Below are 20838 nucleotides of genomic sequence, written 5' to 3'. Positions count from 1 at the left end.
AACAAAAAAGACAGGAAAAAGACAGCTGCAATACGTTACGGCTGTCTCTGCTGTCTTTCATATGATGGTTCAATTAATCCACATATTTGCCATGATCCGGCACAGTGCTCTCTTCAAAGTCCAGATCAAGCCGCTTCAAGGATTCACTCAGTATATCTCCGCTCAAGGCATGCCCGTGCCCGGTAATCGCAAGTTTCGGCTCCAGATGCCTTATATGCTGGACAGATTGATGAGCAGCCTGCCAATCGGTTGTGAAATAAGATGGCGGGCCATGCAACTGTTTGTCCTGAAGCAACACACTCCACAGCGACTCCTGCTTCACTGTGATGATTGCATCTCCCGCAATTAACAAACGGTCTGCTTCTCGAAACAGCGACACATGTCCAGGCGTATGACCTGGCGTGTGCACCCACTCCCATCCTGATAGACCTGGAACGGAATGATCTTTGGGTAAACTGAATATCCGATCATCCAGATTGATTGCCTCATTAGGATAAGCGAATGACAACCTGGACATTAAACCTCCACCTACAGAAGGGTCCGCTGGCGGGTAATCTTTTAATCCCGTTAAATACGGAATTTCAAGCGGATGAGCATACACTGGCACACCCCAGAATTGTTCCAGCTCAATAACAGTTCCTACATGGTCGAAGTGACCATGCGTCAATATGATCGCAGACGGCGGACCTTGAAATCGTTCTGTTGCAACCTGAACAATATGATCTGTGAACCTCGCCATTCCGGTGTCCACGAGGACCCAGTTCCTGCTTCTTGGCTCTCCGATGAACACGACATTAACGAATAGTGTACGTAGACTGAGAATATCGGGCGCGACTTCTTCAAGCCCCGTCAACCCTTCTGTAATCAGATTGTCAGATGCCATTCACGGTTACCTCCCATTAGGCGGATTGTCTCTCTGGTTCCATTCATCTCGTAGACTTCCCTTTTCTGGATCATCTATTCAACATTTCCAATAAAATAGACGGTATACACCCTGTTTTGGGCATACACCGTCTAGTATAGTCATCGACACAACACAATAGAACAAGAACATCTCAGCCAGTTAAGCTGGAAATGCCTCCAAAGCAGCATCGAGCAATTGATTGTACAGATCGTCATCATTCTCAAGCAACTCGTCCATACGCAGTAACTCTTCTTCATCACCGGATTGCTCCGTGAAATGCAAGCTATAGTCCCAATCTTTTCCGTTCTTGCTCATGAAGGTAATCTCATATACTGACTTTTCGCCTTCTGTGCGGTAAACGGTATTTCCCACGTATCCTTTTTCACCTTCACGGCGCATTTCAGTACTTATAATTTCAATATTCACAATCATTCTCTCCTTTAATCTTTCATCTACAGTCGGTCTCCAACATTTCTGGTAAACCTAGTTTGGTAATTATTATTGGTTAATTGTACAATATATAACGTAGCAACGTATACCTTATTCAATGAAGGAACCATTCTGAGTCCTTACAAAGTTGTAATGAGGACTATAATAGCCAACAAGCTACGATATTATTATCACATTGGAGGAAAAAATAGCATGAATACTTTTGAAACGAATCTGCAGCAATATGCTGAACTGGCTGTACAAGTCGGTGTCAATGTCCATCCTGGACAGACACTCGTGGTTAACGCTCCAATCTCGGCAGCACATTTTGTACGACTGATTGTCAAAGCAGCCTACGGTAAAGGTGCGAAATTGGTCAAAGTAAACTGGAGTGATGAAACCGTTACACGTCTTCATTACGATCTTGCACCTGATGAAGCCTTCTCCATTGAACCGAAATGGTTTGCAGCTGAAATGACTGAACTGGTTGAAGAAGGTGCCGCTATTCTGCACGTCATCGCTGAAAATCCAGATTTGCTGAACGGTGTAGCGCAGGAACGCATTATTACTAGCCAAAAAGTGCGCGGCAAAACGCTCGAAAAATATCGTTCTTATCAGATGGCTGACAAATTCAGCTGGTCTATCGTGGCCGTTCCTTCTCCTGAATGGGCAGCTAAAGTGTTCCCGGATCTGCCGGAAGCGCAACAAGTGGACCGCCTGTGGGATGTCATTTTCAAAACAGTACGGATCGGTGAACAGGATGCTGTTGCCGAATGGAAAACCCATTTGCAAAACCTGGATTCCCGTGCTGATCTGCTGAACAACAAAAAATACAAGAAGCTACACTATACAGCTCCAGGCACAGACTTGACCATTGAACTTCCAGAAGGCCATATCTGGGTATCCGGTGGAAGTGTGAATGAGCAAGGACATGTCTTTATTGCCAATATGCCTACGGAAGAAGTATTCACGGCTCCGCTGAAAACGGGTGTTAACGGTACAGTGCGCAGCACGAAACCACTGAGCTACGGCGGCAACCTGATTGACGGATTCTCACTAACATTCGAGAACGGCCGAATTGTTGACTATACCGCCGATCAAGGTCTCGATGCACTCAAAAACCTGATTGAGATAGATGATGGCGCACACTATCTGGGTGAAGTAGCCCTCGTTCCACATCAGTCCCCAATTTCCGATACCAATATTTTGTTCTACAATACTTTGTTTGATGAAAATGCCTCCAACCATTTGGCGATTGGTAATGCCTATGCCTTCTGTCTGGAAGGTGGTAAAACGATGTCCAAAGAAGAGCTGATTGAACGTGGCATGAACTCCAGCCTCACTCATGTAGACTTCATGATTGGATCCGGAGAAATGAACATCCACGGTGTGACCTCCGAAGGTGCGGAAGAGCCGATCTTCCTGCAAGGAAACTGGGCATTCTAATCCCGTTTGATGTGATTTAGGAGAGAGGAGATTACTCCTCTCTTTTCCTGCGTCAACAGGTCAAAAATTCAACAATTGGAGGGAACTCATATGTTAAGTTTTGAACAAAAACTGGATCGTTACGCTGAACTTGCTGTAAGAGTAGGTGCTAACGTGCAACCAGGGCAAGTATTTGTCATCTCTGCGATGATTGAAACCGCTGAATTCGTACGTTTGCTGGTACGCAAGGGATATGAAGCTGGCGCCAAGCAGGTGATTGTAAAATACGGAGATGAAACCGTCAATCGATTGCGGTTTGAGATGGCCCCTGAGGAATCCTTCCAAGAGCCGCCGAAATGGCATGCAGCGGAGCTTGAAGAACTGGCAGCCAATAATGCAGCCTTTCTGACCGTATTGTCATCCAGCCCAGATCTGATGAAAGGTATTGACCCGGAGCGGATTTCCACTCATCAGCGTACATATGGCCAGGCGATGGCCAAGTACCGTCAGTATCAACAGGCGGATAAAATGAGCTGGACGGGTGTGGCATGTCCTTCGCCCGATTGGGCAGCCAAAGTATTCCCGGATCTCCCGGCAGCTGAGCAGGTTAGCCAGTTGTGGGAAGCCATTTTTGCTGCGGTGAGAGCCGATCTGGAGGACCCTGTAGCGGCTTGGGAACAGCATATTGAACGACTGGAGACCAAAGCCGTTGCCCTGAACAACAAGAAGTATCAAGCATTACATTTCCTCTCCCCAGGGACGGATCTTACTGTCGAGCTTCCAGAAGGTCATATCTGGGCGCAGGCAGGTAGCGTGAATGAGCAAGGCACCCCTTTTGTCGCGAATATCCCGACAGAGGAAGTATTCACCGCTCCAGCCAAGCACGGTGTTAATGGCAAAGTGTCCAGCACCAAACCACTCAGCTATGGCGGCAGTATTATTGATCGTTTTTCACTCACATTTGAGAACGGACGTATCATTGATTTTCATGCTGAAGAAGGTCAGGATACGCTGGAAAGACTCATTTCCATGGATGAAGGATCTCATTACCTCGGCGAAGTCGCTTTGGTCCCCTTCCATTCACCGATCTCTGAGAGTGGTATCCTGTATTACACTACATTGTATGATGAGAATGCGTCTTGCCATCTTGCGATTGGCAGTTCCTATGCATTTAATATCGAAGGTGGCAAAACGATGTCTCCTGAAGAGCTTGCAGCCCGTGGCATGAACACCAGCATCACCCATGTGGACTTCATGATGGGCTCTCCCGAGACGGACATTTACGGTATCACGGCAAACGGCGAACGCGAAGCCATCTTCCTTAAGGGAGACTGGGCATTCTAACTGATCACGGAGAGTTATCTCCTGTAAGGTATTTTCAATGAACGGTCGAATAGGCTGTCTTGCAACCATGTATTCATGGTTGGTGAGACGGCCTTTTATTAATTTTCAGCAAACTTTCCCGCATGTTATACACACTTCTCTCATCTGGTTTTTCCCGGACCAACCTCCCATTGTACCGTTTCCATATTATGTTGTAAAATGTAATGATACCAATGTTTGTGGACTGTTCACCAGAAAGGAGAACATCATGGCCAATCGGCTCCAGTTATTACTAGCCTCAGATTTCCATAATTTAGGCTCTGCACTTCAAGAAGAAGTGTATTATGAATATTATAATATGGTACATGGTCTTATCGTTTATATCATCAAGGAGCGTGCTGCAGCAGAAGATATTATTCAGGAAGCTTTTATCAAAATCATTAAAAACAAACCCATCTTTGAAGACGAGGTCAAACTGAAAGCCTGGCTCAAGGTTGTCACACGGAACACAGCTATTAATTATCTGAGAAAAAATAAAAATAACCGTAACCAATTGGATACGGATAGTGTTTTTATAGATATGGAGACAATGAATCAGACGGCAGCTTCCGTGGAAAGCATGGTAGAAACGCAGATGATGGAAGAGTCCATTGAATATTATCTCAGACAGCTCAAACCGGAATATCGTGTATTGGTGGAGTTACGGTGGAAAAAAGGTCTCTCCTACCGAGAGATGGCCGAACTGCTGGATACCTCCGAAGACATTGTGAAGCAACGTTTGTTCAGAGCTCGTGGCAGTATCAAGAAGAAATTACATAAGGAATGGGGTGGAAGCATTGAGCAAAGGCAAGTCCGATAAAAACGTGGAGCAATTCGATTCAGAGCTGGAAGACGAATATTTCGACGCTGCGTTTGACCTGGCTTTTGATGAAGCTTTCCATCAGGCCGTCTCTGCCCCTTCCGCCTCCCATACCGAAGCCATGCAGCAATCCTGGCAGAAGGTAAACAGGGAAATTAACAGAATCGGTTTACGTAAAAAAAGAATACGTACCTTGCGACTTTCAGTCGTCGTAGCTGCGTCCGTGACCATCGGAGCCGTTATTTTCAGCCTGCCGTCCGGTACGCAAGCGGTATCCCCTTTTGTGCAATCCATCAAGGATTGGGGCAATGGCATGAAATCCATTATCATTGAGGATCGTACGACCCAACTGGGGGCTGATCCGTCAACAGCCAAAACGCCCCCACCACCAGAAACCAGCTTAGACGACATTCTTAAAGTACAAGAAGAAGAAGCTCTTAATACACCTTCGTATGAGTTATCGAGCCATCAGTTTCGTCCAGTACTTGTTACGGAAGAGATTGCACGCGAAGGGTTCATGGGTGACTTTCTGTTATCCAAGGCCATTCCCGAGCGATTCAACAAGGTCAAATTCGAACTCGTGCTTGATACTGAAAACCCTGTGAATCCAGACGATTATTATGAGTCCAACCAAATGAGAGTTCAATATACCAGTGAAGGCAAAAGCATAGAAGATGAGATTATCCAGTTTGATTATATCTATGTCATGCCTGGGGAGAAAATTGAAGGAGCCATGCTTCGTGATATGAGCACCGTAAAGCTGGCGGATGGCTCGGAAGCACTGATGTATATCGGCCCACCCTATAACTCCTTTCAGTGGATGATGGGTTCAAACAATATGAGTCTGTTTGGCACCCTTTCGGAAGAAGAAATGACTGCTATTGCCAACGATTTTCAAGAGCAGAAGTTTCCAGGTAGCACCCGTCGATAAGATCAAAATAACACGGTGCCAGAGACATGTTTGCTTGTTTCCGTGGCACTTCCATCATACGCTGTATGAATACTGGTAACGCGATAATAATATCCTGGCATTACGGTCCAATCCGATGCGGCATTCAATAAGTTTGTATTCGTTGCATTGTTGGAACTCGTTTTGAAAGTTACCCATGCTGTTCCTGTCCAGCGCTCAAGTCGATAATCTACGGAAAGTGTCTTCATTGCTGTATATGTCATGGTCTTGGTATTGACGATAGCCGATAGTCCACCCCCAGGAGTGACTGCACCGACCGCTTGATAGATATGTCCAAGTTCTCGAGTGTTAGCAAACGAATGGATGGATGGTTCTGGCGGTGGCGGAGCTGTAAGGGCACCAGAAGACACGTTGATCATCGGGCTCGCAACGGCTGGTTCGGACGTAGGTATAGCCAGGATTGTTGGCACCATTAACAAGGCAACAAGGGTTATTTTTAGTATAGATGCTGCACTCTTTGTTTTCGTTTTCCGCATATTGATCCATCCTCCGCTTCCATACTTGATTTTGTGTAAGGGTATAAACGAACGGATCGGGTGACAGGTTTCAAAAAAAAATTAGACGCTCCGATGTTTCTGTCGGCAGCGTCTTTTATCTTTGTATGCATCTCCAGCATGGTTGAAACCTAAATTATTCCAGCCCGTATGTATTGGGTAATGGATACACGAAACCATATGAACCAACCAGATTTGCAAATGAGGTGTAAAACTTGAGTAAATTTCAATCCAAATCCAGAAGGCATCGTCACAGCTCCAATCCGAATGAACTACATATCGAAGTTTCCGGCTCGTTCAAACGTTGGCTTGTTATCTTGGTGAGCTCGCTTACCGCAGGGACCTTAATATATTTCTTGGCTACAGCTCGGGAAAGCTGGATAAGCATGGGGATTGACCGCTATGTATTGCCCTTTATGATCTGGGGACTTGTACTGTCCCCCATCCTTGCTTTTCTTTTCCTCAAGCAGAGCGGACGAACCCTTTCCCATGTCAAATTTTTACGTGTTTTCGGGATTGCTTTCTGCCTTCTGCCTCTGGTACTTCTGTTTTATGTGTTACCCGTAACACTTGGCATGGTGAATGATCACCTGACCCAGTTTAAGCAAAATCCCGTGTTATCCACCACTAAGGTGGGGGACTACAATTCTTACGAGGTTACTTTTGTCGATACGCCTATGTACGCCATCATCACCATTAAGACACCGACAACAACCCAATCCACTCGAAAAAAGCTGAATATCCAGTATGATCTGGCTCCGGGAGAGAATGTTTACGTCACTTATAAGCGAATTTCTATCGAGAACAGCTTGGTCACGGAGAATCGTTACGCCGATATTGTCATTCATGCACCCAAAGAATCATGAGCATGCAAAAAAAGCTGTACGATGACCATTACGTCACCATACAGCTTCATTTGTTACAATTTCGATCTGGCTACGCGCCTTCTTCTTCAACCAATAGTTCCAGCTTAATCACATTTACTCGGGAAATCCGCTTATGCTCTGTCTCTTGAATGACAAATACATAACCCCCATACTCAACCGATTGACCAACCTCAGGTGGAATGGCATCTACTCTGGAGTATAACCAGCCCCCGATGGTATCGTAATCGGCACGATCCATCTCCAGTCCGAATCGTTCGCTGACTTCTTCAATCAGCATCAATCCATCAATAGAGTATTCCATCTCATCCACTTGTTCAATGACAGGACGTTCATGGTCGAATTCATCCTGAATCTCGCCTACGATCTCTTCCATGATATCTTCAAGTGTGACAAGCCCGGAGGTTCCCCCGTATTCATCAATCAGAATCGCAATCTGTGTCTTGCTACGCTGCATACGTTTGAGCAGATCACTGATTAGCGTGGTATCTGGCACAGCCAGGATGGGCCGGATTACGGAGATGGTATCCGTAAGTTGGGATCGCATCAGATCCTTAATGTGAATAAAGCCGATAATATGATCCTTGTCTCCGTTATATACCGGATACCTTGTTCGCATACTCTCACTGGCAATCTCCAGATTCTCCAGCATGGACTCATTGGCATTCAGACAGATCATTTCCGTCCGCGGAATCATAATTTCACGGGCGGTTGTATCCGTAAAATCAAATATATTATCAACAAGTGCTAATTCAGTGTTATCAATTAAACCGCTCTTATTGCTTTCTTTCATCAGAATGCGTATTTCATCTTCGCTATGTGCGGAGTCCATCTCCGAAGCTGGTGCCATTCGGAACAGTCTCAACAAGCCGTTAGCCATACCGTTCAGTGCCCATATGAATGGATACATTAACTTGTAGAAGAACGTTAGCAAAGCCGCAGACCACAACGTGATCGTCTCAGACTTTCGAATCGCCATCGTTTTGGGAGCAAGTTCTCCCAGTACAATGTGCAAGATCGTAATGATCACAAATGCAATGGCAATAGAGATTCCATGAACGTAGACTGGTCCCAGTCCAAATGCGGTAAACATGGGCTCTAACAGATGTGCAATTGCCGGTTCTCCCAGCCACCCGAGTCCCAGTGAAGCCAAAGTTATACCTAGTTGGCAAGCTGACAGATATGCATCCAGATTACGTACGATATTGGAAGCATAGATGGCATTTTTGTTGCCTGTTTCCACCAAAGCCTCAATCCGGCTTCCACGAACTTTCACCATCGCAAATTCCGCCGACACAAAGAAACCATTCATTAATACAAGTAAACCAATGATTACTAAATTTAAAATACTCGGTAAGGGGTCACTCAAATTTTCATCCTATTTGCCGTCATTCTTCGGCAAATAGGTCCACCTCCTTCGAAAATGTAGGATATTTGCCATTCTGCCGCTCATATGCAATTTCAACTTCCCAATGCTTCCACCTCCACCTTGTTCTGTCGAATAACAAAGATATGCTTCTTTTATTATATAATTCTACACTACACAGTCAATCCGTGTCCTATGACAACGAAATGGCACAAACGCCTTTTTTCTTGAACAAAAGTCTCGATTACGCTGTTTTTTTAACATTTCTTAAACAATGATCTAACCAAACTAAAGAGAGTACCCTCGCTCATGCTCCGCATGGCTGGATACTCTCTTTTTGATACTGTTATTTTCTCAGATTCTATTCGCCGATTACGATGTGGACTCAATCTCCACTACGGTTTCCGAAGCGGGATTCCAGCGCCACTTCGCTCGTTCCCCGCTTTCGTTATGCAATCCACCGATCCAGAATTCATCCTGCTTCAGCAGTGCCCAATCGACTTCACCATTCAACACCTGAATTCCGAGTGCCGTTAGCGACAGGACTCCGTCACGGAATTTTTCATAATGCTGCTTGAAATTAGGGAAAGTGGTTGCACCGCTCATCTGAAGAAGGGCATGAGGTCCTTCTGTCATCCGCTTCAGATGTGCCCAGTATTCAAGATCACCCATTCCGAGAATATGCAGTTTGTCTCCTACCTCGCGAAATAATGGATACGGATGCTCCACACCTGCTCTAATAGTCTCCAGTGTTGTCTGCTCAATGAGTCCCAGACCGTTCGATACAGATGGCAGACGGGACAAATGTGCCTTAAAGGCAGCTTTCGCAAAGGGTAGCGCAGAAGTATCTGCCTGCAAGTAATCCAGATGATGCCGGGAATCAGTCGACGTATAGGCTTCCCAGAACTGTGCACCGGCTTGTAACTCGTTTTTCTCAATCACATGCCAACTGCCGGACAGACGTTCAATCTGTGTGGAGGTAAGCTGTCCCAGTCCTCTAAAGTGCTCGATCTCTGGATACGAGTCAATGCAGAGCAGATTCAGTTTTGTATTCTGGAGTGCTTGTCCTTTGAAATAATGCAATAGATACGATAACATCGTCTGATCATAGAGATCGTATTCGAACCATAAGACAATTTCCTTGTATTGTTGAAACAAATGCAACTTGCGTTCAAGCTCCTCAATCTTCAAGTATTCCGCCTGTGGAATGCCCAACTGCTGCTCTAACACGGAAGCTCGATTCTGCCGCTCCTTTGTATCTCCCATCTCTTTGGCTACCGGGCCGAACGTATACAACTCTCTCCATACGAGGATGTCTCCCTGAATTCCACTCTCTCTTAAACGATTGGCAGCGTGATCCCCATTCATAATGTGTAACAATCCTTTTCCCCCTTCATACAAGTCACTGAATACAGAGACCAGATCCCTTACTGGCATAGAGCGCTTGAGTTTGGATCGGGCATCGAACAGTCTTTTCTTTAATGCAGGTACCTTCACCCCGAGGAAATCCGATATTTCCTTGAGCGAGTATCCTTCCAAATAAAACAGTTCAACAGCAATCCGCATCGATGATGGCAGTATTGCAATGGAATCACGCAGCGTACGATGCATTTCATTTTGCACCGCTTGTTTTTCCGGATTATGCGCCTGATCCTCTTCATGGAATACATGCTCCAGCTCCTGAACTGGAATCATGGTATGTTGCTTGCGTCTTAGCCAGCGATAACACTGCCTCTCCACGATCACCTTGAACCACCCGGGAAAAGCCTCAGGAGCTTCCAGCTTGGACAGATTGCTAAAGGCTTCAGTAAATGCTTCCTGTACGACATCTTCAGCCCAAAATGTATCTCCTAAACGATTGTAGGCAACAGCAAGAGCCATCCCGCGATATTGAGACATCAGTTGTGCGTAAGCTTCGGTTTCGCCCTTCATCGCTCCTTCAATCCATGAATTCAATGCTATGGACTCCCTTCATATAAGCATGTTGCTTGTTCTATTCATGTATAAGTGCCATGTTATCGCCAAAAGGTTACGTATAACTCTAAACCTATAGTAACCTTCGTATATATGTTTATGTAAAAAGCTGTCCTGTCTGCGGATTACCTCCACATTCAGGACAGCGAAGTAAATCAGTATGTGTTAGACATGTGACATGTCAGTTATCAATCAACATGATGAGGTGAAAATGATTATCTGCTTGGAGCTTGCGGGTAATTGCCTACCACGCCCGGATATTGATACAACAACGGCTCATCAAATGTAGCATAGTCGAAGTTGACCATCAACAGCATGATTCTTCTACCTGTCTTCGGGTCACTGATGATAATATGATCACGGCCCGCTGCTTCAATAATACCTTGGAATATGCGAGCGTTCCATTCTTTGTTGCCTTCATATGTCATGTAGAATGTACCGAATTTACCAAGGTTCAGACGTAAAATATTCTCAATGTATGACTGCTCAAACTGTGGAGCCGTTGTTGTAATCACTGCACCTGTTGGTGTCATTGGGCTACCACTGGATACGAGTGGGGGTACACTTGTGGAGCTTGGGGACACCATCCCTGGCGTTGGTGACATGGCAGGCATTCCGTTACCGATTTTGTAAGACGTACCTTGAACCTGAGAATTGGCTTGTTGACCCAACACGGAATTCGCTTGCTGACCCATTGTTTGAGTTGTTGGTTGATAAGGCTGATTAATCATGATGATTCCTCCCAAAATTTAATATACTTCCGGACAGTCTTCGCCTGAAGGACTGAAGAAACAATGCGCTTTGAAACGTCCTGTATTTTGCTGGTCATACCACGTTGCCGGACACTCGGCCACAGGTCGGAAGAACCACAATGAATTGCTGGCAGGCCAGAAGCGCTCTCCATTAATCACCCGTTGTGCGAGACGTATCTCGGACTGTCTTGCGCGTTGGTAAAAGTACCCCTTCTGTGTTGACTCGTAGCCTCCTGGATTCTGGAATACCATACGATTGATATCGCGAATATCCTTAAAGTCCAGACAATCCACCAGCACCCGGTTCACACTTACATTGCCCACAAGCAACATACCCTGTTCGCCGTCACCTTCAGCCTCTGCCCTCATGAGCCTAGCCAGCAGCTTGACGTCCTCTGAGTTGGCTTTAATAACAGCCATAGTCTGTTTCCTCCCTTGTTTCAGCTGTTCATCACCGTACATCGTATTGTGCAGGAGCCCATTCGGTGACACGATTCCATCTTTTTTCCATAAAAAAAAGCCCGGAACCTCACCCAAGGTGAAGTCCCGAAGCAACTCGTTTCTTATAATACTCGCCTGTTTAAGGCTTGGCTTCAATCCAATAATCATAGGCATGAACAATGTTGCCTTGGTAAGCCTGATATTCGGCCAACAGATCAGGAAGCTTGGCAAGCTGAAGTTCCATCTCCGCTGCCCCTTTTTCATAAAAAGAAATATGAGGACCTTCGTGGTTCTGCTTCATTTCGACCGAAATCATCAACCTTTTACCGAAACGATCGGCGATCTCCATCTCCTGACTCACAACAGCAGCAATCCCATTGGAACCTTCGGCGTTGTTACGGAAAGCCATCAGCGACACATGATCGAGTGTACGGATCATAAATTCAGCCACAGATGTATCCTTTCCTGGCAACGCGAAGCTATCCAACCATACAGCAAGGTCTGCGCTTGTTTCGAGATCACTGTCCTTCTTCGTTTCTTCCTGGAAAAATGTAATATTGGCAGCCCATTCGGTCAATAAGGTGTCCCGACTATTCTCCCACTCTGGCAAAGTGTAAGGCTCAATATCCAGATGGATGCCTTCAAATCGTTCATCCGGTTCGGATTCAGCATTATAGTTTTTCACATAATCAATCAAGCGCTTAATGCGTGGACGATTCTCCTTCTTGCCCCAGATCGGATGTCCACCCATCGCATGGATCTCTATGCCCTGCGCTTTTGCCCGTTTCACAAAACTACGATAGCTGGAATAGGGTTGATCCAGGTCCAACCGGACATACAACCAGTTAATATTCTGCTCTCTAGCAAATGCTAGTATGTGCTCTCCCCCGTCATTCGTCACCTGAGAGGCCTCCCAGATATACGTTCCCCGAATCTCTGGCTGATTGGATGGAGTCTCCGGTGATGGCAGTTCCGACGGCTCCAGTTGTCCCCAGTATACGATGTCATGTACAGCAGAACCTGCGTAGGAACTATGCTCGCCGAATGCGGAGGCAACTTCTTCAATAACACTTTCCAGTTGTGCTGCACCTTTCCCGGCAAATGACGTGAACTCCTCGCCAGGCATGGGCTTGGTGTTCAACCCAACCGTGACGCTCACATTGCTGGCATCGGCCCAGTTCATTTCCTGTTCAATCAAACGTATGATACCATTGTTCCCTTGCGCGTTATCACGGTAAGCGAGTAAAGTGACATGCTCCACTTGTTCAATGAACCAACGTGACAATGGTTCGTTATCTGCATCCTCAGAAACTCTATTTCCTGTAACGGTATAGGAATCCAGCCAAAATGGCAGGTCAATATTCACTGCAACTGCGCCATCCTGTCTCACTTGCTCAAATAACAGATTCATATTGGCTACCCAGGATTGTACCAGTGGCTTAGCATCTTCTTTCCAGGCTGGTAACACATAGGGCTTGATATCCAGATGTATGGCATCAAATTGCTCGTTGGGCTCAGCAGCTTGATTATAATCACTTACCCACGACGCTAATCTGAGCATGGGACCTTCACGGCCACTGAGTGCCCAGGATGGATCGCCTCCCAGCGCTTCAACCGCAATACCTGCACGGCTTGCTTTGGCTATAAACGTCTGGTATACCTCCTTGGACAGCGTCATGTCTACATTCACGTACAGCCTGTTTATCTTATGTTTAGCTGCATTGGCCAACAGCTCATCTCCGTTGCTAACAGACTGTGCCTGCCATACCCAGGCCGCCCGTATATCTGCGCCATCAGCTTCAGCAGGTGACTCATTCCCTATCATTATCATCCCTCCGATCAGCAGTAACAGCCAAAATACCTTCCGGGATTGTTTCCCGAACATATACTCCCTCCATTCCTCTACTGTTGTAAAATCACATTTATTATAGCAACCGAGTTATTAAAAACAAATAAGCCCAAGTGCTTAACTTGGGCTTATCACTCTGAAGTTGGGACAGCTTAGGGCTCGCCCGGTTCAATCCCGGTTCTAGTCCTCATATATCATTTTTCGGGTCATGCCTCCATCAATAACGAGGTTGGTCCCTGTGACAAAGGTATTGCTTGGATCAGACAAATATAAACAAGCACGGGAGATATCCGAAGGAACACCCACACGACCGGAGGGATGCTGTTCGTGATCCTCCTTTTTCAATTTCTCCACGTCACCTGTCTCAATCCATCCCGGACTGATACAATTGACCCGAATTTGGTCCTTGCCCAGTGAGACCGCCAGCGCATGCGTCAGAGCTACAATCGCTCCTTTGGATGCGGCATAAGCTTCGGTATCTGGTTCAGACATCAGCGCACGGGTAGAAGCCATGTTGATAATGGCACCTCCATGTTCATTGCTTTTCATATGTTTGGCTGCTTCCCGACTCGCCAAAAAGCAACTTCTCACATTGGTATTGAGTACATCGTCCCATTCTTCCAGCGTCAGCTCATAGGGTGACTTCCACTTGGCGAGTCCTGCATTATTCACCAGAACATCAATTTGTTTGAATTCTTCCACGGTTGTCCGAAAAAGATTCGTAATATCCTGCTCGCTCCGAACATCACATTGCACAAAGATGGCTTCTCCGCCTTCATTACGAATGGAAGCTGCAGCTGCCGCACCCTCCGCCTCCTTGTAGTCAGCAAGTACAACTTTGGCTCCAGCGACTGCATAAGCCTCAGCCACACTTCGTCCTATTCCCTGAGCGGCACCGGTTACAACAACGACCTGATCTGTAAATGACATATTGATTGCCTCCTCTATGGTAATGATCCTTTGATCACAATCTCATTAAGCCTCTTCTTATATAAAAACACGTTAGGCCCATTAAGAAACGCTTGTCCAGTAAATAATCAAAAAAAGCTCACGCCATTCTGGCGCAAGCTGCTCAGTTTAACCCCGTAGGCGTTCAGAATATACGCGATTATATCGCTCGAAGCCTACATAACGCGTTCCTTTGAACGAGAGCCGTCCTTCATCCCCCTCAGCGCACAAACCATACTCTTCGCCATTGACTTTGAATTCGAGCCGATCTCCACTTTCTACTTCAAAGGTGACGTAGTATAACGTTCGTGCTGTACTACCCGGTTCAGATTGCGACTGACTCATCTTCATCCGTCTGCTGGTGATACGTGAAGGCACGGTCAATAGCGGCTCCGAGTTGTTGCGTCCCCACCTCCATACCTCCTTTCCCATCGACAGAAGGACTATACCTATAATCAGAACAAATACAACCGGAAAGACGGTTCCAAACAAATCAAACATCCAGGATGATTCAATGCCCATGTCTCTCCCTCCGTTCATACAACTTAGGACAGCCGGAGTCTTGACCCGTCTCCTGTAATGTATATGCACGTAAACAAGGAACTTGTTATCCGGATTGAAATCGAACGGTGTGAAGGGAAAAACCCTCCGGCAGAATACCGAAGGGTTGCTTCATAAATAAGTACTATTTCATTATCTAATACCTTGCTTAACTAGCAGCCATGTTTTACTTAAAGGTTGTTGCAAATCGATGATCCAACAATATAACCTGATTGACCTGTCCCTCTTTTGTCAGCATAAACGATGCACGATAGATAGCCAGATCATCTTTTTCCGCTTGTAGCGACTTCTCATCCAGGAATGTTTCCTTCTGAATATGATAGGCATAATCGATATTACGTTCAGATTCGACCAAAACATGTTCCTTGCCATACAGATCGAGAATCTCTTGATGTGTCATCCCCGCCTCTGCCCCGCGAGCCGTCTTAAAGTACCCTTTCGAGTCCTTATTCAAGATGATACTAACGACTTGGGCATCCCTATAACCAATCGTGATTCCGTTATTGTATTGATAGGATTGACCCACACCGGTTGATGTTCCCTCACCGAGGATTTTCTCCGTCTCTTCCTGACTCATTCCATACGTAATCTTATCCTCACTGTCGGTCTTCGTCACAGCCAGATCCTGTTCTGAAAATTCGTTTGGATTGAATTTGCTATTGCTGCAAGCCGTGATCATGATTAATAATAATGCCGATACAACCCATGTAATTTTTCTCCAGTGTCCATTCTTCATGTACTCACCTCTGATGTTTTTCCAATATTTTATCATATTATCAACTGAAAAAATAATTAGTAGTGACGTTTTCACCATTCCTCGCAAACAAAAAGGGTATCCGATATGTAGTTACTCCTGTACCATTATCCGCTCCAACTGAGATAACAGCCTCAGATAAAGCACTGCTATCTCAGTTCAAGCAAACCCGTATTACCATTATGGATGCATATTTAATAAAGTTGAGGAGAGTTTGCTAGCCTCTTAACGGATTCACGCTATTTGTGTGATCACAAGATGTGCCGATACAGGTCTTGTTCCGCCTGCAAGAGGCGTCATGGTTAATGCAGTGGAATTACCTGCTGGATTTCGTACGGTTAGAATTGAATTTATTACTGTTGTTTGCACGAGAGCCATTCCTGGCATCTGACTTGTACCTGTTGCCCGTCCCACTACTGAATTGAAAAGATCAGCACCATTGAGTGTTAACATAAGTTGCCCAGCTTCATTCATACTCCCCTGGAACATAACTAAATACGTACCAATGGCTGCCAGATTGAATGAACTAGGACCCGTGCGAGAGATCGTCGTTCCACTTGTTGGACCATCTTGAGGGAAGTTAACATCTGCACCTGGAGCAACCGTTGCAGCATTATCAGGTGGCATCAGCGCGAAAAAGTCAGCGAACCCCAGTACGCCTCCAGCTGCTCCTGTCGCACCTGTAACTCCTGCGGCACCAGCGGGACCAGCTACTCCAGTCGCACCTGTCAGGCCTACTGCTCCCGTTGCACCTGCTGGTCCTGTCGAGCCCACTGCTCCGGCAGGGCCTACCGCTCCTGTTGTACCTGCTGTTCCTGTCGCACCCGTCGGCCCAACAGCTCCAGGAAAACCTTGAGGTCCAATTGCTCCGGCAGGTCCTGGATTACCTTGCGGACCTTGTGGCCCTACGGCCCCTGCTTCTCCCGGAATCCCCTGTGCTCCCATAGGTCCAGCAGGTCCGACCGGACCTTGAGAGCCTATCGCTCCAGCAGGACCTGGCTGTCCCTGAGGCCCTTGTGGTCCAGGTGGCCCCCCCGCTGGTCCTTGAGCTCCAGGTGGCCCTTCAACCCCTTGTTTACCTGGAATACCTTGTACGCCCTGTACGCCTTGTATACCTTGTGGTCCTGTTGGGCCAACAACAGTAGGTGTAGATATGTTCACTTCTGGAGGCGGACATTTTACTCGAACGAACTTTTTGACCACTTTCAATCGGCGTTCTTTTCTTTTAACTTTACACGGATGGAATGTTGCCTTTTTTCTCTTCATACGTTTCTTCACTTCTGAATGACTCACAGTGCGGACACCTCCCTACAGACATAGTTTAATGTACGTATGTAGATGAAAAGGTGCGTGGACGAACAACCATTTTAGTTAAAAACTCAGCTAATTCCCAGAAAAAACAATAAAATGGATATCACACCGCCCATACGGTTGATCTAAATTGTTCATAACCATTAATTGAGGCGAGCTGGTTTACGTAGCGATATTTGTTCAAAAAAAACTCATGCCATTTGGGCATGAGTTGCTTAGTTTAACCACGCAGACGTTCCGAATAAAGCAGATTAGTTCGTTTAAAGCTAATATATCATGCCCCTTGAAAGAGAGCCGTCTTAAATCTGCATCGGGTGTACGACGATATAGGAGTTTTGAGAAAAAGGTAACCACGACCTCCATAACATGTTGAGTTCACTTATGCTGATTTTTCGATTGTAATATTCTTCATCACAATTAATCTTGTGGTCTAACGATTCTGCCAAGTAAAAATGCGTTTCATCATAACCAACGACGGGAACAAAATGCAAATAACGTTGTTTGGGATGTACTCTAATAAATAAAATAACAGGCACCCCTTGGCTGATCTGTTTCTTCAACGTATTCACATTTCCTCGTAAGTACATTGCCTGATATCCTAGTTTTCTGAAAAAAACAACGACCGCTTTGGGATACACCGTCCCATCCAGTAATTTGCGAGGATAGGTTTCATATAGCTTTGTTCCGTTGGACTCCAAACCGAAATGTCTCAAGACAAACGCACTGGAAAATGCAGCGCATTCGTAGTTTTTCTGCATATCCAACCGATTTGAAGATTGAATGTAATATGTGCTTGGCACATTGACTGTGTACATGCGATCTTTCTTAGGAAAACTGAAATAAAGGGAGATCACCCAGAGAATAATCAACCAAAGTAATACATTGAGAAACAATACGTGACCTCCTTCGTCTCATCAGACGATGTACTCTACCGTTTAAGTATGCCATTCACTAGACAGCAGACTATACGTCACAATATTCTCATAATGATCGTAGACCCATTGTGCTTCTCTGGATGTACCTTCATTTGTAAATCCGATTTTCTCAGGTATAGCCCTGCTTTTAAAGTTGCTTTCTGCACATTGAATGATTACACGATTTAACTTCAACTCGTTAAAAAGGTGTTTAAGCAATTGTTCTATTGATTTGGTAATGATCCCTTTGCCCTGTGCTGACTCAGCTAAAAAATATCCAATGCTCGTTGCTCGATTATTCCAATCAATATAATGCAATCCTAACATCCCGACCAATTGTTCATTCAACCATATTCCGGAATCAAAACCGTTCCTCTCTTCATAATTATGTGTCCATACTTCTATTACAGAATCTAAATCGCTGGGCGATTGTCGTTTATCAACCCAGAGTAACCACGCTCTCAAGTACTTTCTATTCTCATCAATTAATGCATATAACTCATCTCTATCTCGAGATTGGATCAGCTTTAATACAATAGATTCATTCACTTGAAAAGGCAGCATCCTGTTCCTCCCACTCAATCTAACTATTAGGTTATTTTAAATGTTCATTCAACACACAAGTTCTTTAAAACCCATTCTTTAATTTGTTCAGCTACTTCCACTGCTGTAAGTTCTGTCGTATCAACTGTTTGCATTGGCGGGTCAAACGCAGTTTCCGAATTCTGGAGTAACCAATTGGCAAAATTCTTGTGATCTTCAACCAGGTTCTCGTCCCACCCACGGGCTCTTAAACGCGTCTCGCGAGTAACATCGTCACAATGCAAGTTCATATATAAAATTCGATCAAATCGATCTATGTAATCCGACGATGCAATGTTTTCCGGAACCATCGTTCCACATAAAACAGTCCCTCGTCCACTTAGCGATATGTTATACGCAATCCTCAACCAATTCTCTTTGGCAATCTGCCAATCCACGTTATCGATGATATCCATATCAAAGACGTCAAATTCGGGAAGTTGCTTGCGAACAAGCGAAGAGATCGTTGTTTTTCCTGTCCCACTTGCGCCTGTCACTATAAAAAGCGGTAATCTTCTCATAACTCGCTCCTTTAGTTAAAATAAAATTTGATTTATTACGTTCTCCATTGATCTGCTTTCAACCCATAAATAATAGCGATACATAGGTAGCAGTATCCATTTGATATTTAAACATAGCCCACTTTCCGATTCATTTCAGTTAATCACCGTTTTCTTGCTTTAATCACAAAGGATACAGGTAACATCTTTGCTCTTTTAAGGAGACTATCGCTATTATTATGTAATTGCATGATATCCTCATCGGATTCTTCTATCATTTGTTCAATGACAAATCCCGCTTTCGCTAACGCATTGACATAGGTTGATAGTTGACGATCAGCCAAGGTTAATTCACCCTGACAATAATCAGGAGATACCGCATACCAAGATTCATCAGAATATGGCTTATTGAAGACAAATCTATAATTTTCTTCAACAACACATCTGTTTATTGGATGAGACCAGCTGAAAATAAAAATGCCATCTTTCTTTAAATAAGAAGCGATTCGGCTGAAAGTACCTTCAAGATCGGTTGTCCAACCTATGGCATAAATCGAATACACAGCGTCAAAATAATTAATAGGAATCCCACATTCCTCTTCCATGGGTGAACATATCAATGTTGCAGGAATTCCGTATGTTCTCAAGTGTTGTTGTGTCTTTTCTATCTGTTTCTGGGATATATCCATACCCCACAGTTCACCTGCTTTGCGGTCTCCATGATACTGCAAGGATTGACCATTTCCACAGCCCACCTCTAACATCTTTAATCCTGAGACATCACCAAAAAGTTGGTGTTTTTCTTCTGTGATAAATGCTCCATAATGTGGAAGCACGATTGCACTCAAAAAGTCATTCCCTTTTGTATCCCAATAAAAGCTGTTTGTTTCATAAACACTGTACTTGTTCATCTGATAGCCTCCTTTATACACTACATTCAGAACATTACTTGTTACCTTCGTTGAAATTTGTAATCTCATTGCCATTAAGTAAGCTTTTAAAGCCATTCTTGTAGTATGGCATAAGCTCATCTGCCTGTGTTATATCCAACCATGCAATCTCAGAGATTTCGTCTGGTCTTGATATCTATTCTCTCCCTCCAACGATTTACATCGACTCGTTTCAATGATTGAACTTCCTTCTCAGAAACTTTTAAATATTATTCTTATCGCTGAACTCAATGCAAAAAGGTTGCATCTCAGGGTTTAAGCAATACTCTATTCTTTCTCTGAAGTTTTTCCATTCGACTTTTAAAATGGCTTCTTCGATCGGAAAGAAACCAGACTCTAAACTCTCCGTTGATGTGATTAATTCTCCTCCTATTGGTTTGGCTAGAAATAATGTGTTACATATTGAATTCTCGATATTTTGAAATATTCCACAGAATTTGATAATTTCAATGTCGATTCCGGACTCCTCTTTCGTTTCTCTGATCGCAGCTTGACTTAGAGATTCTCCTTCTTCCACTTGACCACCTGGCATTTCCCATCCTCTTCGTGGTCCTCTAATAAGTAATAATTCATTTTGTTCGTTGATCACGATTGCAGCGGCAGATAAGATATGTTTTGGAGGGCTCATTTATTCGACTCCTTCTAGAG

At 44.9% G+C, this 20838-nt stretch carries 22 protein-coding genes; 5 read left to right on the top strand and 17 right to left on the bottom strand.

Annotated features, from left to right (window positions below; all coding sequences use genetic code 11):
• Nucleotides 1-73: 73 nt before the first annotated feature.
• Both MKY28_RS09000 and MKY28_RS08995 read right to left on the bottom strand, forming a co-directional pair.
• Complete coding sequence (locus MKY28_RS09000) at nucleotides 74-883, bottom strand: MBL fold metallo-hydrolase (protein WP_340935718.1); 810 nt, start codon at nucleotides 881-883, stop codon at nucleotides 74-76.
• A gap of 180 nt (nucleotides 884-1063) precedes the next feature.
• Nucleotides 1064-1336 carry a hypothetical protein gene (locus MKY28_RS08995; protein WP_036613754.1) on the bottom strand — a complete coding sequence of 91 codons (273 nt, stop codon included), beginning with the start codon at nucleotides 1334-1336 and terminating at the stop codon, nucleotides 1064-1066.
• Nucleotides 1337-1546: 210 nt separating this feature from the next.
• On the opposite strand from MKY28_RS08995, the gene MKY28_RS08990 reads away from it, so the two are divergent.
• The 4 genes from MKY28_RS08990 to MKY28_RS08975 all read left to right on the top strand — a co-directional run bounded on the left by MKY28_RS08990 (nucleotide 1547) and on the right by MKY28_RS08975 (nucleotide 5871).
• A complete protein-coding gene (locus MKY28_RS08990) occupies nucleotides 1547-2779 on the top strand; it encodes an aminopeptidase (protein WP_340029221.1) in 1233 nt (410 codons plus the stop codon).
• 90 nt (nucleotides 2780-2869) lie between these two features.
• Nucleotides 2870-4102 carry an aminopeptidase gene (locus MKY28_RS08985; protein ID WP_340935715.1) on the top strand — a complete coding sequence of 411 codons (1233 nt, stop codon included), beginning with the start codon at nucleotides 2870-2872 and terminating at the stop codon, nucleotides 4100-4102.
• Nucleotides 4103-4349: 247 nt separating this feature from the next.
• Nucleotides 4350-4940: an RNA polymerase sigma factor gene (locus MKY28_RS08980; RefSeq protein ID WP_017688141.1), complete on the top strand. Its 591-nt coding sequence runs from the start codon at nucleotides 4350-4352 to the stop codon at nucleotides 4938-4940.
• On the top strand, nucleotides 4918-5871 hold the full coding sequence (locus MKY28_RS08975; RefSeq protein ID WP_340029220.1) for a hypothetical protein: 954 nt from the start codon (nucleotides 4918-4920) through the stop codon (nucleotides 5869-5871). The genes MKY28_RS08980 and MKY28_RS08975 overlap by 23 nt, the downstream gene beginning before the upstream one ends.
• 2 nt (nucleotides 5872-5873) lie before the next feature.
• Here the strand turns inward: MKY28_RS08975 and MKY28_RS08970 are convergent, their stop codons facing one another.
• Nucleotides 5874-6386 (bottom strand): hypothetical protein, encoded by a 513-nt coding sequence (locus MKY28_RS08970; RefSeq protein ID WP_340029219.1) that lies wholly within the window; start codon nucleotides 6384-6386, stop codon nucleotides 5874-5876.
• Nucleotides 6387-6619: 233 nt separating this feature from the next.
• Here MKY28_RS08970 and MKY28_RS08965 point away from each other — a divergent pair, with 233 nt between their 5' ends.
• A complete protein-coding gene (locus MKY28_RS08965) occupies nucleotides 6620-7270 on the top strand; it encodes a hypothetical protein (RefSeq protein ID WP_340935712.1) in 651 nt (216 codons plus the stop codon).
• Nucleotides 7271-7340: 70 nt separating this feature from the next.
• On the opposite strand, the gene MKY28_RS08960 is transcribed toward MKY28_RS08965, so the two are convergent.
• The 14 genes from MKY28_RS08960 to MKY28_RS08895 all read right to left on the bottom strand — a co-directional run bounded on the left by MKY28_RS08960 (nucleotide 7341) and on the right by MKY28_RS08895 (nucleotide 20818).
• On the bottom strand, nucleotides 7341-8657 hold the full coding sequence (locus MKY28_RS08960) for a hemolysin family protein (protein ID WP_036613746.1): 1317 nt from the start codon (nucleotides 8655-8657) through the stop codon (nucleotides 7341-7343).
• Between the two features lie 369 nt (nucleotides 8658-9026).
• Nucleotides 9027-10610 (bottom strand): sigma-70 family RNA polymerase sigma factor, encoded by a 1584-nt coding sequence (locus MKY28_RS08955; protein WP_340935710.1) that lies wholly within the window; start codon nucleotides 10608-10610, stop codon nucleotides 9027-9029.
• A gap of 233 nt (nucleotides 10611-10843) precedes the next feature.
• Nucleotides 10844-11302, bottom strand: coding sequence for a spore coat protein GerQ (gene gerQ / locus MKY28_RS08950; RefSeq protein ID WP_036613981.1), 459 nt, complete (start codon nucleotides 11300-11302; stop codon nucleotides 10844-10846).
• A gap of 75 nt (nucleotides 11303-11377) precedes the next feature.
• Complete coding sequence (locus MKY28_RS08945; protein ID WP_076217086.1) at nucleotides 11378-11800, bottom strand: cell wall hydrolase; 423 nt, start codon at nucleotides 11798-11800, stop codon at nucleotides 11378-11380.
• Between the two features lie 160 nt (nucleotides 11801-11960).
• The gene (locus MKY28_RS08940) at nucleotides 11961-13646 is read right to left on the bottom strand and encodes a hypothetical protein (protein ID WP_340935709.1); all 1686 of its coding nucleotides are present in this window, start codon (nucleotides 13644-13646) and stop codon (nucleotides 11961-11963) included.
• 204 nt (nucleotides 13647-13850) lie between these two features.
• Entirely contained in the window at nucleotides 13851-14600 is a 750-nt protein-coding gene (locus MKY28_RS08935) for a glucose 1-dehydrogenase (protein ID WP_017688133.1), read from the bottom strand.
• 147 nt (nucleotides 14601-14747) lie between these two features.
• Nucleotides 14748-15140, bottom strand: coding sequence for a DUF2500 domain-containing protein (locus MKY28_RS08930; RefSeq protein ID WP_017688132.1), 393 nt, complete (start codon nucleotides 15138-15140; stop codon nucleotides 14748-14750).
• A 205-nt stretch (nucleotides 15141-15345) separates the two neighbouring features.
• Entirely contained in the window at nucleotides 15346-15915 is a 570-nt protein-coding gene (locus MKY28_RS08925) for a hypothetical protein (protein ID WP_340029212.1), read from the bottom strand.
• Nucleotides 15916-16167: 252 nt separating this feature from the next.
• The gene (locus MKY28_RS08920; protein ID WP_340935705.1) at nucleotides 16168-17226 is read right to left on the bottom strand and encodes a collagen-like protein; all 1059 of its coding nucleotides are present in this window, start codon (nucleotides 17224-17226) and stop codon (nucleotides 16168-16170) included.
• 317 nt (nucleotides 17227-17543) lie between these two features.
• Nucleotides 17544-18137, bottom strand: coding sequence for a C39 family peptidase (locus tag MKY28_RS08915; RefSeq protein WP_340935704.1), 594 nt, complete (start codon nucleotides 18135-18137; stop codon nucleotides 17544-17546).
• Nucleotides 18138-18179: 42 nt separating this feature from the next.
• Entirely contained in the window at nucleotides 18180-18722 is a 543-nt protein-coding gene (locus MKY28_RS08910) for a GNAT family N-acetyltransferase (protein WP_340017653.1), read from the bottom strand.
• A 44-nt stretch (nucleotides 18723-18766) separates the two neighbouring features.
• Nucleotides 18767-19261 carry an AAA family ATPase gene (locus MKY28_RS08905; protein WP_340935701.1) on the bottom strand — a complete coding sequence of 165 codons (495 nt, stop codon included), beginning with the start codon at nucleotides 19259-19261 and terminating at the stop codon, nucleotides 18767-18769.
• A gap of 143 nt (nucleotides 19262-19404) precedes the next feature.
• Entirely contained in the window at nucleotides 19405-20151 is a 747-nt protein-coding gene (locus MKY28_RS08900; protein WP_340937875.1) for a class I SAM-dependent methyltransferase, read from the bottom strand.
• 241 nt (nucleotides 20152-20392) lie between these two features.
• A complete protein-coding gene (locus MKY28_RS08895; RefSeq protein ID WP_340017656.1) occupies nucleotides 20393-20818 on the bottom strand; it encodes an NUDIX hydrolase in 426 nt (141 codons plus the stop codon).
• Between the last annotated feature and the right edge of the window lie 20 nt (nucleotides 20819-20838).

It is taken from the genome of Paenibacillus sp. FSL R5-0473, assembly GCF_038004565.1.
In the GTDB taxonomy this organism is placed as follows: domain Bacteria; phylum Bacillota; class Bacilli; order Paenibacillales; family Paenibacillaceae; genus Paenibacillus; species Paenibacillus amylolyticus.
This window is presented reverse-complemented; position numbering and strand designations above follow the sequence as displayed.

What these genes read in the sequence shown, in the direction of transcription:
- MKY28_RS09000 (WP_340935718.1), bottom strand. Translation starts at nt 883, where the DNA reads ATGGCATCTGACAATCTGATTACAGAAGGGTTGACGGGGCTTGAAGAA.
- MKY28_RS08995 (WP_036613754.1), bottom strand. Translation starts at nt 1,336, where the DNA reads ATGATTGTGAATATTGAAATTATAAGTACTGAAATGCGCCGTGAAGGT.
- MKY28_RS08990 (WP_340029221.1), top strand. Translation starts at nt 1,547, where the DNA reads ATGAATACTTTTGAAACGAATCTGCAGCAATATGCTGAACTGGCTGTA.
- MKY28_RS08985 (WP_340935715.1), top strand. Translation starts at nt 2,870, where the DNA reads ATGTTAAGTTTTGAACAAAAACTGGATCGTTACGCTGAACTTGCTGTA.
- MKY28_RS08980 (WP_017688141.1), top strand. Translation starts at nt 4,350, where the DNA reads ATGGCCAATCGGCTCCAGTTATTACTAGCCTCAGATTTCCATAATTTA.
- MKY28_RS08970 (WP_340029219.1), bottom strand. Translation starts at nt 6,386, where the DNA reads ATGCGGAAAACGAAAACAAAGAGTGCAGCATCTATACTAAAAATAACC.
- MKY28_RS08945 (WP_076217086.1), bottom strand. Translation starts at nt 11,800, where the DNA reads ATGGCTGTTATTAAAGCCAACTCAGAGGACGTCAAGCTGCTGGCTAGG.
- MKY28_RS08940 (WP_340935709.1), bottom strand. Translation starts at nt 13,646, where the DNA reads ATGATAGGGAATGAGTCACCTGCTGAAGCTGATGGCGCAGATATACGG.
- MKY28_RS08935 (WP_017688133.1), bottom strand. Translation starts at nt 14,600, where the DNA reads ATGTCATTTACAGATCAGGTCGTTGTTGTAACCGGTGCCGCTCAGGGA.
- MKY28_RS08930 (WP_017688132.1), bottom strand. Translation starts at nt 15,140, where the DNA reads ATGGGCATTGAATCATCCTGGATGTTTGATTTGTTTGGAACCGTCTTT.
- MKY28_RS08925 (WP_340029212.1), bottom strand. Translation starts at nt 15,915, where the DNA reads ATGAAGAATGGACACTGGAGAAAAATTACATGGGTTGTATCGGCATTA.
- MKY28_RS08910 (WP_340017653.1), bottom strand. Translation starts at nt 18,722, where the DNA reads ATGCTGCCTTTTCAAGTGAATGAATCTATTGTATTAAAGCTGATCCAA.
- MKY28_RS08905 (WP_340935701.1), bottom strand. Translation starts at nt 19,261, where the DNA reads ATGAGAAGATTACCGCTTTTTATAGTGACAGGCGCAAGTGGGACAGGA.
- MKY28_RS08900 (WP_340937875.1), bottom strand. Translation starts at nt 20,151, where the DNA reads ATGAACAAGTACAGTGTTTATGAAACAAACAGCTTTTATTGGGATACA.
- MKY28_RS08895 (WP_340017656.1), bottom strand. Translation starts at nt 20,818, where the DNA reads ATGAGCCCTCCAAAACATATCTTATCTGCCGCTGCAATCGTGATCAAC.